Below are 15,472 nucleotides of genomic sequence, written 5' to 3'. Positions count from 1 at the left end.
AGATAGACTACTCATCGGATCGGAGAGGAATATATGACTTACCAATTAGTTGCAGCTGATTTAGACGACACTCTATTACGGGATGATCTGACCATTTCACAAGAAACGATCGATGCCATGCATCAAGCGGTTGCCCAAGGCGTAACGGTTACAATTGCCACAGGACGAAGCTTTCCTTCCGCAGCCAAAATTGCCAATCAAATCGGACTTAATGTACCGATCATCACCTACCAAGGCGCCCTGATCAAAAACCTTCTGGATGAGGAAGTGCTCTACGAGCGTACGGTTCCTGTGGAAAGCGCCCGCTTCCTGCTTGATTTTTGCGAAAAGAGAAACCTTCATCTTCAGCTCTATCACGGCGATCAGCTTTATGCTGGTGAAGATAACGATAAAATCAAAAACTATGTTCGTCTGTCCAAAACGCCTTATATCATCGGCGATCTTCGTCAGTGGATCGACATCCCGCAGCCTAAGCTGCTGATCGTGGATACACCTGAAATTTGCGATCAGATCCGCGAGGAGCTACTTCCTCTGCTTGGCGATCAAATGCATATCACGAAATCCAAGCCGCACTATTTGGAATTCATGCATAAAGAAGGCACGAAGGGTCATGCGATCACCTTCCTTGCCGAGCATATCGGCTGTTCCTTAGAGAACGTTATCGCGCTGGGGGATGCATGGAATGATCGCGAGATGCTCGAAGTCGCAGGGCTTGGCGTAGCGATGGACAACGCTTTGCCGGAGCTGAAAGCTTTAGCGAATTACGTGACCAAAAGCAATAACGAGGATGGCGTGCGTCACGTCATTGAAAAGTTTATTCTGAACGTTTAAATGCCAAAAAACCAACCGATTCGAGCGGCCTACTGAATGTGCCGCCAGAATCGGTTTTTTTAGTTGCAAACGCCTGTTTTTTGGACATAACCTGACCCTCCGGCTTATATATTACAATAGACTCAGACCAACCCCGGAGGTGTTTCCACATGGAAAATTTCCCATTAACGCTGCGCTCTCTCTTTGACCGCTCGCAATCCTTGTTCGCCAAAAAAGAGGTCGTCTCTCGCACAAGCTCCGGCATACATCGATATACCTACGCTGATTTCGGGAGACGGACCAAGCAGCTATCCAGCGCTCTGCAGCAGCTCGGCGTCAAACCTGGAGATCGGGTGGCCACTTTCGCTTGGAACCATCATTGGCATTTGGAAGCTTATTTCGCCATCCCCTGTATGGGAGCTGTTCTGCATACCGTCAACATTCGCCTCCCCTTGGAGCATCTTGTGCACATCCTGAACCATGCCGAGGATCGTTTTCTTTTGGTGGATGAGACGTTGCTTCCGATTATCGAGAGAATTCAAGATCAGCTCACGACCATTGAAGGCTATATCGTGATGACTGACCGTCAGGAATTGCCCCCTACTTCTTTACATCCCGTCTATGGATATGAGAACCTCATAAATAGGGGCGACCCGCAATACGCGTTTATCGACTCATTACTTGAAAGCGCTCCCGCAGGCTTGTGCTACACGTCAGCGACGACAGGCAAGCCCAAGGGCGTCGTCTATTCTCACCGTGGCATCTACCTCCATTCGCTTGCCATTGGCCTTGCCGATACACTTGGCCTTTCGGAACGGGATAGCGTCATGCCTATTGTGCCGATGTTCCACGTCAATGCGTGGGGACTTCCTTTCGCATCGGTCTGGTTCGGCAGCAAGCAGGTCCTTCCCGGACCCGCGCCTACCCCTGACATTCTACTAAGCATGATCGCCGATGAGAAAGTCACGATAGCCGCCGGAGTTCCTACGGTATGGACAGCCGCGCTGAAGGTGCAAGAAGCCATGAATGCAGATATTTCTTCTCTGCGCGCTGTTGTCTGTGGCGGTTCTGCTGCCCCAAAAAGTCTGATTGAAAGCTATGAACAACGGCTCCAAATACCGTTCTATCACGCCTATGGGATGACTGAAACATGTCCACTAGTGACCGTCGCTAGGTTGAAGAGCTATCAGGAAGAAACCTCGTTAGATGAACAATACGATACACGCGCTACACAGGGGCTTCTTGCGCCTGGTTTGGATATGAAAATTGTCGGACCGCACGGAGAAGTCGCATGGGACGGCAAAGAAATGGGCGAAATTCTGCTGCGCGGCGCCTGGGTTGCAACGGAATATTACAAAGACGAAAGAACACAGGAATCGTTTCAAGATGGCTGGTTCTACAGCGGTGACATTGCGGTTATTGATCCCGAAGGATTCGTCAAGCTGGTTGACAGGGCCAAGGATCTGGTCAAAAGCGGCGGCGAGTGGATCTCCTCTCTCGATCTGGAAAACAGCTTGATGGCCCACCCGAATGTGTTCGAGGCTTGCGTCGTTGGCATCCCTCATCCCAAATGGGAGGAGCGCCCTCTCGCCTTTGTCGTTTTGAAGGATGCCGCCTTGCAAGCAGGGGATAAAGCCGATTTACTCACCTTTCTAACGGATAAATTCGCCAAATGGTGGATTCCCGACGATGTCATTTTCCTCCATGAAATCCCAAGATCGTCGGTCGGCAAATTCATGAAGCGCGAGCTGCGCGAGCAGTATCAAACCTATTTTACAGGAGACTAATTAAGCATGATGAATCCCGAATTAGGAGGCTTTCGTTTTCTGCGAAACCGATGCGAACGGGCATCTGAGTTATGTATCCTCCATCATTTATATGGAGCAGGCGCTGAGCCTCGCTACACCCCGCTGCCCAATGATTGGGCTCGCCGAATCGAGCAATTCGAAGCGTCTTTCATCGCTGAATAGTTTTCATGCCGTTAGTCATTAGCCATCTAAATAATCGCTGAAGGGCGGTCATCTTTATGTTCGAGGAAGGCTTGTTGAAGGATAAGGTGATTCTTATTACGGGCGGAGGTACCGGACTTGGCCGGGCGATGGGAGAGAGATTCCTCTCGTTAGGCGCAAAACTAGCGATTACGAGTCGGCGTGAAGAGATTTTGGCCAAAGCAGCCTCCGAAATGAGCGTTGGCGGCAAGGAGGTTTTCTACAAAAACTGTGATGTGCGAGATGCGCTGCAAGTCGCAGAGATGGTAACAGCCGTGGAACAACACTATGGCCGTGTAGATGTTCTCATCAATAACGCTGCGGGCAATTTCGCCAGCCCTACGGAAAAGCTTTCTCCGCGTGCTGTCGATGCGGTGCTGAACATCGTCCTTCACGGTACGTTCTATACCACGCTGGAAGTAGGCAAAAGATGGATCGAGCAGGGGCGGGGCGGTACGATGCTGAACATCGTCACCTCCTATGCCTCCACCGGCTCGGGCTTTGTCGTACCGTCGGCTGCCGCCAAGGCCGGCGTGCTCGCTCTTACGCGCTCGCTTGCCGTCGAGTGGGCGCGATACGGCATCCGGCAGGTCGCGATCGCGCCGGGACTTTTCCCGACCGACGGCGCGTGGAGCCGACTGGCTCCGACGCCCGAGCTGTCGGAGAAGCTCCTGAACCGCGTGCCACTGCGGCGGGTCGGAGACAAAGATGAGCTCGCGAACCTCGCGGCTTATCTGATTTCGGACTTCGCCGCCTATATTAACGGCGAAGTCATCACGATCGACGGCGGCGAATGGCTGCAGGGCGCCGGGCAGTTCAACGATCTGCTCGAGGTGACCGATGAGCAGTGGATTGATCTTGCGGAGCTGACGCGCAAGGGCAAGTCGTGAGCTGAGCGGTAGCGCACCTGCGGTCTGCGAGTCTGCGGGCCTGTGCCGATGAAGTGCACAGGGGCGATTCCCCCCAGCTTCTCGGGCTCGACACTAAAAAAGATGCAAAAGTGCAGGCTTTTTCAATAAAATCATTCAAAAAGTCGAAAAGCCTGCAATTGTGCAGGCTTTTCAGTCATTTTCACTCTGAAATCGAATATGAAGCCAAAAAAGATGCACAATCGCAGGAATTTATCAATGCATGCTATCTAAGGAGCAAAAAAGATGCACAATTGCAGGCTTTTGCTTTTACGGGGACTCAGAGGGTAGATATATCTACTTTAGGGTTCCCTTCGTCTTTAGGCGGCAACTTTAAAAGACAGGTTCTAGATCGAGATAGCCGCGTGGAGTGAGCTTCTTGAGTAGATAGCTGTGCTCTCTTGGTGCAGACTCGGTACTTGAGTAGATATCAGTGTTCTGTTGGTGCAGATCGGCTCTTGGAAAGACAACAGTGCTCTGTTGGTGCAGACTCGGTACTTGAGTAGATATCAGTGTTCTGTTGGTGCAGATCGGCACTTGGGAAGACAACAGTGCTCTGTTGATGCAGACTCGGCACTTGAGTAGATATCTGTGCTCTGTTGGTGCGGCTCGGTACTTAAGTAGATATCAGTGTTCTGTTGGTGCAAGCTCGGTACTTAAGTAGATATGAGTGTCTGTTGGTGCAGCTGGTTCTGGAGTAGATATCTGTGCTCTGTTGATGCAGACTCGGCACTTGAGTAGATATCTGTGCTCTGTTGGTGCAAGCTCGGTACTTGAGTAGATATCAGTGTTCTATTGTTGCAAGCTCGGTACTTGAGTAGATATCAGTGCTCTCTTGGTGCAGACTCGGTACTTGAGTATCTGTGTTCTGTTCATACAGACTCAGCACTTGAGTATCTGTGTTCTGTTCATACAGACTCAGCACTTGAGTAGACAACGGTGTTCTGTTGATGGAGTTGGTTCTACAGCAGATATCGTGCTCTACAGCCAACCCCACCCGTATCCCCCTCTTCTTGCTTGCAATACAAACAGCCACCCAAGGCTCTGCGAAGAGGCAAGGATGGCTGTTTGCACCACGATAAGGAGCTAGTCCTTATACTTATTCGTTTAAAATTGTTTGATATAACGCACGGCTTGCTCAATATCAGCTTGGGGGTTGTCGCCCACTTCGCGCTCAATGGTCAAATAGCCGTTGTATCCGATATCCTTGAGCGCTCGGAAGTACGCGCCAAAAGGGACTCCGCCTTCACCCAGCGGCACTTCCGCGAAAGCACTTCCCGAACCGCCCGAAGCCATCTCGGCAATCTTGGCATGATCCATGCCCTCGAAGCCTAAGGCCCCATATACAAGACGCGGGTCAATTTCCCGATAACGGACTCCGTCTTTGACATGGGTGTGCACGATGTAGTCCTTCAAGGTGTAAACACCTTGGACGGGGTCATCCCCAGTCACCATGACCATATTCGCTGGGTCAAAGTTGACGGAAACACCCTTCGTACTCATCGTGTCGAGGAAGCTCTTCAGATGAGCCGCACGTTCGGGTCCGGTTTCAATAGCGAAGAAGGCCCCTTTGCTGTGGGCGTACTGGCCTAGTTCCTCGCAGGCTTTTTGCATACTGAGGTAGACCGTACTTTGCGTATCGTCCGGAACGATCCCAATATGGGTCGTCACGATATTCGTACCGAGATCCAATGCCAGATCGAGAATTTGCTTGGATTTTGCGATTTTCGCAGGATTCTGAGCCTCATCTTGAAAGCCATGTCCTGCCAAGTCTCCACATAAAGCTGATATTTCTAGCCCGAGTGAAGCGATATAGGCTTTAAGCTCTTGTCTGTCCGTGCTTGTCAGATTATCCGGGTCCATTTCGCCGCTAACCGCATAGATTTGTACGCCGTCTGCTCCCGCTGCCTTCGCTTTCTTCAAGCCTTCTCTGACGCCTACACCAAAGCTATCTACAATGATTCCTATTCGATTCGTTAGAGCCATTTGCTGATTCCTCCACTTTAATCCACTTGACCCGAGGATCTAAACTATGTCTTTACTTGTTAAAATGAATTTCTGTACCTTTTTCACTCGATTCGTAGATGGCACATAGGATTTTGGTCAGCTCTACGCCATCTTCAACAGGCGAAATCAGTTCTTTGCGGCCTAAGCACACTTGTACAAAGTAGTCGATCTCATTGCGGAAGCCTTCCATGAAGTCAAAAGAAGGATGATCGATCTGCGGTGTAATGTTCAAAATGGTATCATGCTTCTCGCTCATAATCGTGAATTCGGGCTCAATCTCCGCGCCGCCTTGCTCGCCGAAGATTTTGACGGCGAATTCATTCTTCTTCGCATGCAGTGTGAAACTCACATCAACCATCAGCGATGCGCCATTCTCAAACCGGATCAGCGCATTCGCCATATCCTCTACATCGTTCTTGGAAGCATCATAGTCTGCTGCCTGATAGAAGGTCAAGTTCTTAATGTTCGAACGGTTGCCCAGCTTCGTATATGTGTTACCGCTGACCGATTTCACCTTCGGTCGGCCCATCAAATACCAACATAGGTCGATGACGTGGATACCGATGTCAAAAAGCGGGCCGCCGCCAGAGCGGTCCTTGTCGGAGAACCAGCCGCCGGGATTGCCGAGGCGGCGCAGGTAGGAAGCCTTGGCGTAGTAAATCTCGCCAAGCTCGCCTGAATCAATGAAGCGGCGCAGCACCTGCGCGTTCGTGCCATAGCGGCGGACGAAGCCGACCTGCAGCAGCTTGCCGCTGCGGCGAACCGCTTCCTCGACGCGCAGCGCTTCTTCGACGGTTGTGCAAAGAGGCTTCTCGCACAATACATGCTTGCCCGCTTCTAGCGCGGCGATGCTCAGCATGCCGTGCGAGTTGTTCCAGGTGCAGATGCTGACCGCGTCGATCTGCGGATCTGCCAGCATGTCGCGGTAGTCTTTGAAAGCGACTTTCGCCCCGTATTTCTGCACGGCAGCCTGCGCCCGCTCCTCGTTTATATCAACAATCGCATATAATTCTACTTCCGGGTGTTCCATATAAGAAGTTAAATGTGCGTCAGAGATTGAGCCTGCGCCAATTACCGCTACTTTAAGTTTCGTCATGTTGGTTTCCTCCGAAATCTGTCTCTTATCCTTTAACAGCGCCAGCCGTCATGCCTTTCATGATCTGTTCCTGGAACAGCAAGAAAACGATAATGGTTGGCAATACGGCAATCGCTAATGCAGCCATCGTTAATTCATAATCTGTCATATATCCCGTCGCGAATGCGGATAAGCTCAGAGGAACCGTCTTGAGTGCAGGCTTGCTTATAAAAACAAGCGCGAACGCAAAATCATTCCAGAAGCGCAGAAACGCCAGAATCGCAACCGTAGACAGCGCCGGCATACTAAGCGGAAGCATCATGCGGAAGAAAATCCCCCAATAGCCTGTTCCGTCAATCAATGCGGCTTCTTCAATTTCTTTGGGAATTGTAACCAAGTAAGCAGCGATGACGAAAATAGCCAGCGGCAGCTCAAAAGCCACATAAGGGAGAATGAGTGCTCCGTACGTATTCAGCAGATTTACTTTTTTCATAATAATGAATAAAGGAACTAGTGTACTGTGGATAGGAATTAGCATGCCTAATAGAAATAAGCCCATGAAAAATGGTTTTAATTTAAACGTAAACCGCGATAATACAAAAGCAGCCAGTGCCCCAATGACTAACGTGAGCAGCAAGGAAGCTACCGTAACGACGGTTGAATTCCAAAGTGAAAGCCCCATCCCCGATACTTTCCAGGCGCGAACAATATTGTCCCATTTCCACACAGTCGGCAATAAAAAGGGCCGCGAATAAAACTCTTCATTCGATTTAAACGCACTAATAAACAACCAAAATAATGGATATAGGGTGACAAGCCCGTATACGGTTAGGCATACATTAATGAAACCTTGCAGCCATGCTTTTCGCTTCTTGCCTCCAGCGGGAAATCCCGTCTGCGTCGATACAACCTGCGCCATAGATGTCCCTCCCTAAAGCATTTTCTTTCTATCGATAATCTTTTTTCATGAGATATTGGCTTCCGACAATCAAAATCAAGCTAAGAATAATGATAGCTGTTGAAATGGCGCTGCCGAAACCAAAGCGGTAGACGTTGAACGTGCTATTGTACATATAAGAAGCAAGCAATTCCGTCGAATGGGCAGGTCCCCCGCCCGTCATCACATAGATAAGGTCGAAGGCCTTCAAGCTTCCGGAGATACAGAGGACGACAGAGACTTTCACGGTATCCCAGATCATCGGCAGCGTGACGGCAAACAATTTGCGAACCGGGCCTACGCCATCGAGCTGGGCGGCATCTTCAATTTCAGGTGAAATATTTTGTAGAGCCGCAATGAACATAATCATGTAAGGACCAATATAATTCCAGATGATCGGCACCATCAGCGCGTACATCGATACTTTCGGATCCGAGAGCCAAGCTTTTTTCCAACTGTCAAGTCCAATACCCTCAAGCATAAAGTTCAAAATACCAATTTGCGGGTGGTAGATATAGCCCCAGATAATCCCGACAACAACCGAAGACAGGACCATCGGCATAAAAACAGAAGCACGGATAGCACGTTGAAAAAAGGTGCTGCGCATCAGAAGAAGCGCTAGAATCATGGCAATGGGAACCTGCCCAAAAACGGATGCTGCTACGACGAGCATGTTGTTTTTGAAAGATTTCCAGAAGATTGGATCTTTAATAACTTCCGCATAGTTGTCAAATCCGATAAACTTGGCGGCCCCGATCCCTTTCCAGTCGAAAAATCCGTAGTAGGCCGACCAAAAAATCGGCACAATCACAAAAAACAAATATAGGACTAAGGCCGGGAGGAGCCCTATGGTAATGAATCCTCTGATTCTTGCAGATGCAGTCATAATGAACCTCCTTCTTGTCTTTTTTGAAAAAAGGCTCCAGCCGGGCATTGGCTGGAGTCCTGGTGCCGTACCTTATTTACCGACGGCTTTAGCTTGCGCGTCTTGAATTTTCTTAGCAATATCCTCGGGCTTGCCGCCCATGAGGAGCTCTTGAAGACCATTGTTTACAACGTCAGCGCCTGAGGAGCTAAGATTGCCATCGTAAACCGGTGTTCTTTTGACAGTTCCCATCAATTTGTACACTTCAACGAACAAGGAGGATACTTTCGTTGTGTCGAGATCAACCTTGTAGCTCACGAGTTGATTGCTCTCTAAGATGGCTTTTTGGGCATCTGGGCCTGATAAAGCATAAATCAGTTCATAGGCTGTCGCTTTCTGTGCGCCAGCAACTTTCTTGCTTAGGCCAATCCCTGTTCCTACGACGCCTGAAAGTGAGTTAGGGTCGCCTTTGCCGTTAGGCACTGACGGCAGTACCGTAACCGCCATGTTCGCAAGCGCTTCTTTCGACGTATTCGCCGCCAGATTGGGAAGTGCCCACCCACCGTCGATCATCATAGCAGATTTGCCTTGAGCAAACATTTGTTCCATTTGTGTATTGTCGATGCTGTTGAAGCCTTCTTGGAAAGCACCGGCCTTGCCCAATTGTTGGAGATACGTCAAAGCTTGAACGAATTCAGGATCTGTGAATTTCGCTCCGTTCTGATCTACCGCTTTCAAGAACCACTCTGTCCCCGTTACACGGTCAGCAAGCGAACTTAGAATGCTGGACTGCGCAACCCAAGCTGCTTTGTTGCCAAGTGCGATTGGCGTAAGATTATTCTTTTTGAACGTCTCCACCAGCTTCATGAGATCGTCCCATGTCTTAGGCGGCTGTACATTATATTTGTTAAATATTTCTTTGTTGTAGAAAAGAATAGAAGTTGGTGATAATGCCATAGGTGCGCTGTAGATTTTGCCATCGATTGTGAAATCATTAAACGAACCAGGCATGAAACCATTTTTCCACTCTGGCTTGCTATCCAGCAGTTCATTGACCGGTTGAATCAAGCCGCCGGCAACTAGCTCCTTCGTCAACACACCTGGCTGCATGACGAACAGATCTGGCATTTCATTCGCAGCAGCAACTGTTTTCAATCTGGCACGGTAGCCATCGGGCGGAATACCTTGTATATCCAATTCCACATTCGGATGATCTTTCTTGAACTTCTCCATGTATTCGCGCATCTTTTTGGCACGGAGATCCTCGCCTGTATAGTTGTGCCAAAGCGATAATTTAATTTTCTCTGCAGGTTTGCCTGTATCTGTCGATTTAGGAGCCGCGCTTCCCTTAGCCCCTTCTGTTGTTCCACTTGCGCCACAACCAGCTAACAAAGCTAACGACATCGTAGCTGCAAGTGTCATGATCAATGACTTTTTCATTCGTTTGACCTCCCTATAGGTTTTGTGGAAACATCACTTTTCGCGTTTCCTCTCTACAACTTGAGTATAGTGGACATTCTCAGGAGGCGGTACGGGAGAGACTTCGGCGCGAAGGGGGACATTATTCAGTCTTTATTCCCTGCCGAAATTCGGAGGGCGTTCTCCCGGTGTACTTTTTGAACTGCTGTGTAAAGTATTTGATATCCTCATAGCCGACTCTTCTGGCAATATCGCTCACCTTGGTTTGAGTCCCTTGCAGGATATCTATGGCGCGTTTCATCCGTTCCTGTGTAACGAATTCAATATACGTACAGCCAGTCTCCCGCTTGAAGACCTCACTGAAATGATTGGGATTGACGTGGACAAAGCCGGCGACCTGTTGAAGCGATATCGGCTGATGCAGATTATCCCTTATGTAAGCAATAGATTTATAGACATAGGCATACCGGTTTTGATCCAAACCTTGATGGAAACGAGTCATCACAGCAGAAAGCACCTTGAAGACTTCATCTTCCGGACGACCTTCTCCCTCGTAAACAGGCAGCGTGCTTAAGGAAGCTGGCCCATTTTGAGTCGAACTGGCGCGCTCCAGCCAGCGATGCCCGGCAATCATCATCGATTGCAAGTAGCCTTGAACAGAAATCGGCGTAGCCGCTGTATCCTCCATCAAAGCGCGCACCTTCTGGTTCACCCAGTGCCGCAGCTCTGTTGCATTGTCGCTCATTAAGATAGCCGTAAGCTCGGCCTCTTCCTTCTCTGTACAAACCGTCCGGCCTCCGCTGCGCTCACGAATATCTTCCATCGTAAACAAACCCTGCGATCCGATCAGCCCTTGATAAGCAAAAACCTCCTTCGCCGTTCGGTACGATTCCCGAAGTCCGTCGAAATCCGGCGCTACCGTGCCCAGCGCTGCGAATGCAGAGCATTTGAGCGTATCCGTGACCCTCTTTAATGCCTTAGTCAGCCCAGCTTGATCGGTGAATCCGGCTTCATGACGAACAACAAGGAGCAAATGATCCTTATTCATCAGGGTGACGCAAGGGAGCAGCTCGAAGAGAATATTCTCCGCCGCACCTTGCAGCAGCTCCATGATCGGCGATTCCCCCCATCCGGAAACGAACACAAGAAGCACCTGCATAGGTGCAGGCAAGCCCGAATCCGGATACACGTCTACGCCATATTTGCGAAACCACACCTGCAGTTGGTCTAGGGCATGCTCATCCTCCTGCAAGCCGCGATTTAGCACCCGGTCTAGCAGCTGACTGCGAAGCGCAGCCTGTTGAAGCATATCTTGCTTCGAGGACTCCCATTTATCCATAATGTTCTGCTTGCACTTTAGCGCAGCCTTAATAATTTCCTCCGGGCGACTCGTCTTCAATAAGTAATCGGTGACACCTTCGCGCAGAGCCTGTTGGGCATAGCTAAAATCATCGTAACCCGTCAGAATCACGATTTCCGTATCCGGCAGCAGCAGCTTCACCTCACGGGCAAGCTCGATGCCATCCATCCCAGACATGCGAATATCCGTTAAAACAATATGCGGCTTCTCCACAGGAATACGCACCAGAGCCTCCTCCGCTGATGAAGCGGCCGGAAGCAGTTCAAGTCCAAGCTCCTTCCAGTCAATGACGGTACAGAGTCCGGTCCGAATAATAACCTCGTCATCCACAATCAAGATTCTCATTGCCCTATCTCTCCCTTCTCCAGCGGAATTGAAAATGAAATTCTCGTCCCGACGCCCAGCGTACTCTCAACCACTAACCCCGAGCCTGCACCATAATGCAATAATAATCTTCGGTGAACATTGATGAGCCCATAGCTTGTAACGACGGTCTTCAAATCTTTGACCGTTTCATTGCGTACACCCAGTTGATGATTCGCCTGCATAACTTGTCCCTGAATGTCGCGGAGCTTCGCTTCTTCCATGCCGATTCCCGTATCTTCCACAACGAATTTCATTTGGTTATCGCGCAGCTCGCCATGCACATAGATATGACCCTTGGCTTTCTTCTTCTGAATACCGTGGATCAGACTATTTTCGATCAAAGGCTGAAGCAGCAGCTTTAACATCGAGGTTTGAACCATCTTCGGATCCATAAAAAATTCAATTTCAAATTGATCGGGAAAGCGGATCGCCTGAATATACGCATAGTTTTGAGCATGCGAAATTTCCTGCTGAACCGAGCAAAACTCTTCCCCTTTATTTAAACTAAACCGCAAGAAATCACTTAACGCTCCTACCATATCCGCGATCTGACGATCCTTGTTCATCAAGGCAATCCAATGGATCGAGGAAAGCGTGTTATAGAGAAAGTGGGGATTAATCTGAGCCTGCAGCGCCAATATATCCGCCTCTTTTTTCATCGCTTCGTTCAGCTGCACCTGATCCTTCAGCCTGCTGATCCGCTCACTGAGCTTGTTGTAGCTGTGAACGAGCAGCCCGACTTCGTCGACACTTTTCACCTCATAGGTGGGAATCGTCTCTTCCGGGTTCAAATCCTTCAGATATTTGGTCAATTTGGTCAAAGGCTTGGTCACCCATTGCAAGAAATACAGAACCAGCCCCATGGCCAAAAGCAGCGCGACAACAATCGTAACGGCCGTTACTGTCAACACATACCCATTCTGTTTCTGGTAAATTTCAGTAGGAATGAAACCAATCAACGTCCAGCCTAATCGAGGAATCTGATTGTACAAAACCGTATGCGGCTGCTCCATGTTCTCCACATTCAGCACACCGCTTGTACGCTCCAGTTTTCCCAAATTCGGAAAAATCTCGGCAAAGGTTCGCGCCAGCCAACTGGGATCGCCACCGGCAATGATCCGGTTATACTGATCCAGCAAAAGCACAAAGCCACTGCTTTCCCAGCCGGCATCCGTCAAATAACGCTCAATTTCTGCCTGATCCAGCGAAACGGTTAAAGTGCCCAATGTCTTAAATGTGCTGACATCACGAATCGGCCTAACAAGGGAAATAACTTTCTTGGGACCGTCCGACGTCTGAATCTCATAAAGCGGCGACCACCACTTCGTTGCTGAATTGTATACGGATTCATATTGCTGCAAAAGCGGCTGTAAGCCGGAATTCGTAATGGTTGTTGTAAAAAGAACAGGATTGCTGTTGCTTGGCGTAATCGTAATATTCAAAATGTACTTCTTGGAATACGACAGATTCCAAAGCGTGCCGACGATTTGTGAGTAACTGTTGACATCGCCTTCTTTACTATTCAAATAGGCTTGAATGTCTCTTTGCCCAATCAGAAAAATCGACATATTTTCAACGTCCTGAATGACAAAATCAAGCTTGTCCGTCATCTGCTTTAAAGTGTTCATCCCTGCTTGCTTCGCTTTATCCTCGGTCACGGATGTTGCGATTTGATAAGAAACAATCCCCATAGAAAGCAGCGGGAGCACCACTGCGAATAAAATGAGCAAAGACAGCTTACGTTTCAGTGATTTGGCAAACCAGCGTTTCACGGGGGATCTCTCCTTTACAATTCCAACATCTTTTTTACATAGTACCAGAGCCCAAACTAAAAATCATACTTTTTTTTAGTTCAACAAACTTTTTGTTTGACATTCGTCGCGTTTGTGTTACTATTTTGCTCAGAATGACCTTTAAAGGGGGATAACGGGTGGAATCCATTCAAGATGAATTTGGCTTTTTAACCGATTTGGTGACAGGGCTTGCCGCTCAATTCGGAGACAACTGTGAAGTCGTGCTCCATGATTTGACCGGATCTTACGAAAGTTCCATCGTCGCCATTGCGAACGGCCATATTACGGGACGCAAGGTCGGAGACCCCGGTACGAACCTGGGACTTGAGCTGCTGCGAGGCAATCACGTGAATGGCAACAAATACAACTATTTAACACAGACGAAGGACGGACGCATCCTGCGTTCAAGCTCGATGTATATGAAAAATAAAGCAGGACACATCATCGGTTCGCTATGCATTAACTTTGATATTACCGAGCTTATGATTGCAGACAGAACTTTGCAAACGCTCATTAATCCAGGGCAGCAAACGGAAGTAAAGGAATCCTTCGTCACGAGCGTCAGCGATTTGCTGGATGCCCTTATTCAAGAAGCTCAAGAGCAAGTCGGCAAGCCTGTAGCCGTGATGACCAAAGAAGACAAGATGCGCATGATTCAGCTGCTGGATGCCAAAGGCGCATTTCTGATCAAAAAAGGCGGAGAGAAAATTTGCGCCTATCTGAATATTTCAAAGTATACCCTTTATAGCCATTTAGAAGAAGGCAAAAGCGCCGCGAAAGAGAGTGAAGCGTGATGACAGAAACCTTAAAAGCCAACGAAACACTGGAAACCTTGGAAACACCGTGCGTAATCATTGATTCCGCGCTTGTCGATCGCAACATCCAAGTGATGGCTGATGCCATTAAGCAGCATCACGTGAAACTACGTCCGCATGCCAAAACCCATAAGATGCCAGCAATTGCACGTCAACAAATAGAAGCAGGCGCTGTCGGCATCACGGTTGCCAAAATTTCCGAAGCTGAGGTTATGGCAGCTGGTGGCATTACCAATATTTTCGTCGCCTACCCCATCGTGACACCTAGCAAAATTGAAAGAGCGGTCCGCCTAAGCGAGCAAATCGAGCTGATTGTCGGCGTCGACAGCTTGGCTGGCGCACAGCAGCTGGAGCAGATCGCAGCTGAGCACGGACACTCGCTGCAAGTTCGTTTAGAAATCGACACCGGCTTTCGCAGAACCGGTGTGCCCTATGAGCAGGCTTCTGCACTTGCGGCGCAAATCGCCCGTATGCCGCACTTGCGGCTAACCGGGATCTACACGTTCCGCGGCTCGTTCCATGCTGGCAAGGCTACGCTTGACGTAGCGGCGGCCGGTCAAGAAGAAGGCACGCTGATGGTGCAGCTGGCCGAGCGTCTTCGTGCCGAGGGCATCGCCATCGTTGATGTTAGCGTCGGTTCTACACCGACAGCCATCTCCGCAGCTGCCGTTGAAGGCGTGACAGAGGTTCGTCCGGGCACCTATGTGTTCCACGATCGGATGCAGGCACGTCTAGGTATTTGCGACATCGAGGATTGCGCAGGCAGTGTGCTCGTCACGATCGTCAGCCGCCCTTCCGCTGATCTTATCATCGTCGACGGCGGCAGCAAAACATTCGCTACCGATGTGCAGCCAGGTACAGACCCCCTTCAGCTTCGCGGCTTTGGCCATATCATGAACCTTGAAGATGCGTATCTCGTTCGGTTATCGGAAGAACACGGCATGATTGAACTGGGACCGCTGGCGCAAACAGCTATCTTGCAAGTCGGCGATAAGCTGCGCATCATCCCTAATCATATTTGCAGCACCGTTAACCTGCACAATCAAGTTGTTATACAACGCGGTCATACCTATGAACGTGTGCCAGTGCTTGCTCGCGGAATGCTAGAGTAATCAATCAGGAGGTGTCG

Annotated in this window: 13 protein-coding genes; 6 read left to right on the top strand and 7 right to left on the bottom strand. The window is 49.4% G+C overall.

The genetic code is table 11. The features are described from left to right. Positions 1-33: 33 nt before the first annotated feature. The 4 genes from HQN90_RS32885 to HQN90_RS32870 all read left to right on the top strand — a co-directional run bounded on the left by HQN90_RS32885 (position 34) and on the right by HQN90_RS32870 (position 3,688). Positions 34-831, top strand: a complete 798-nt coding sequence (locus HQN90_RS32885; RefSeq protein WP_173226945.1) for a Cof-type HAD-IIB family hydrolase — start codon at positions 34-36, stop codon at positions 829-831. 149 nt (positions 832-980) lie between these two features. Further along, positions 981-2,597 carry a long-chain fatty acid--CoA ligase gene (locus tag HQN90_RS32880; protein WP_173226943.1) on the top strand — a complete coding sequence of 539 codons (1,617 nt, stop codon included), beginning with the start codon at positions 981-983 and terminating at the stop codon, positions 2,595-2,597. Between the two features lie 6 nt (positions 2,598-2,603). Continuing rightward, a complete protein-coding gene (locus tag HQN90_RS32875; protein ID WP_173226941.1) occupies positions 2,604-2,780 on the top strand; it encodes a hypothetical protein in 177 nt (58 codons plus the stop codon). Between the two features lie 56 nt (positions 2,781-2,836). After that, a complete protein-coding gene (locus HQN90_RS32870; protein WP_173226939.1) occupies positions 2,837-3,688 on the top strand; it encodes an SDR family oxidoreductase in 852 nt (283 codons plus the stop codon). A 1,125-nt stretch (positions 3,689-4,813) separates the two neighbouring features. On the opposite strand, the gene HQN90_RS32865 is transcribed toward HQN90_RS32870, so the two are convergent. The 7 genes from HQN90_RS32865 to HQN90_RS32835 form a co-directional block, all read right to left on the bottom strand. Beyond that, positions 4,814-5,692, bottom strand: a complete 879-nt coding sequence (locus HQN90_RS32865) for a sugar phosphate isomerase/epimerase family protein (protein WP_173226937.1) — start codon at positions 5,690-5,692, stop codon at positions 4,814-4,816. 52 nt (positions 5,693-5,744) lie between these two features. Then, positions 5,745-6,809 (bottom strand): Gfo/Idh/MocA family protein, encoded by a 1,065-nt coding sequence (locus HQN90_RS32860; RefSeq protein WP_173226935.1) that lies wholly within the window; start codon positions 6,807-6,809, stop codon positions 5,745-5,747. A 25-nt stretch (positions 6,810-6,834) separates the two neighbouring features. Next, on the bottom strand, positions 6,835-7,707 hold the full coding sequence (locus tag HQN90_RS32855; RefSeq protein WP_173226933.1) for a carbohydrate ABC transporter permease: 873 nt from the start codon (positions 7,705-7,707) through the stop codon (positions 6,835-6,837). A gap of 28 nt (positions 7,708-7,735) precedes the next feature. Continuing rightward, the gene (locus HQN90_RS32850; RefSeq protein WP_079419380.1) at positions 7,736-8,611 is read right to left on the bottom strand and encodes a carbohydrate ABC transporter permease; all 876 of its coding nucleotides are present in this window, start codon (positions 8,609-8,611) and stop codon (positions 7,736-7,738) included. A gap of 72 nt (positions 8,612-8,683) precedes the next feature. Beyond that, positions 8,684-10,030 carry an extracellular solute-binding protein gene (locus tag HQN90_RS32845; RefSeq protein ID WP_079419378.1) on the bottom strand — a complete coding sequence of 449 codons (1,347 nt, stop codon included), beginning with the start codon at positions 10,028-10,030 and terminating at the stop codon, positions 8,684-8,686. Positions 10,031-10,151: 121 nt separating this feature from the next. Beyond that, the gene (locus HQN90_RS32840; protein WP_173226931.1) at positions 10,152-11,714 is read right to left on the bottom strand and encodes a helix-turn-helix domain-containing protein; all 1,563 of its coding nucleotides are present in this window, start codon (positions 11,712-11,714) and stop codon (positions 10,152-10,154) included. Next, positions 11,711-13,507: a histidine kinase gene (locus HQN90_RS32835; RefSeq protein ID WP_173226929.1), complete on the bottom strand. Its 1,797-nt coding sequence runs from the start codon at positions 13,505-13,507 to the stop codon at positions 11,711-11,713. Before HQN90_RS32835 ends, HQN90_RS32840 begins: the two co-directional genes overlap by 4 nt. Before the next feature lie 158 nt (positions 13,508-13,665). On the opposite strand from HQN90_RS32835, the gene HQN90_RS32830 reads away from it, so the two are divergent. Both HQN90_RS32830 and HQN90_RS32825 read left to right on the top strand, forming a co-directional pair. Continuing rightward, positions 13,666-14,322, top strand: a complete 657-nt coding sequence (locus tag HQN90_RS32830) for a helix-turn-helix transcriptional regulator (RefSeq protein WP_173226928.1) — start codon at positions 13,666-13,668, stop codon at positions 14,320-14,322. Continuing rightward, positions 14,322-15,455, top strand: coding sequence for an alanine racemase (locus tag HQN90_RS32825; RefSeq protein ID WP_173226926.1), 1,134 nt, complete (start codon positions 14,322-14,324; stop codon positions 15,453-15,455). Before HQN90_RS32830 ends, HQN90_RS32825 begins: the two co-directional genes overlap by 1 nt. Positions 15,456-15,472 lie beyond the last annotated feature (17 nt).

It is taken from the genome of Paenibacillus alba, assembly GCF_013204855.1.
GTDB classification, from domain to species: Bacteria; Bacillota; Bacilli; order Paenibacillales; family NBRC-103111; genus Paenibacillus_E; species Paenibacillus_E alba.
This window is presented reverse-complemented; position numbering and strand designations above follow the sequence as displayed.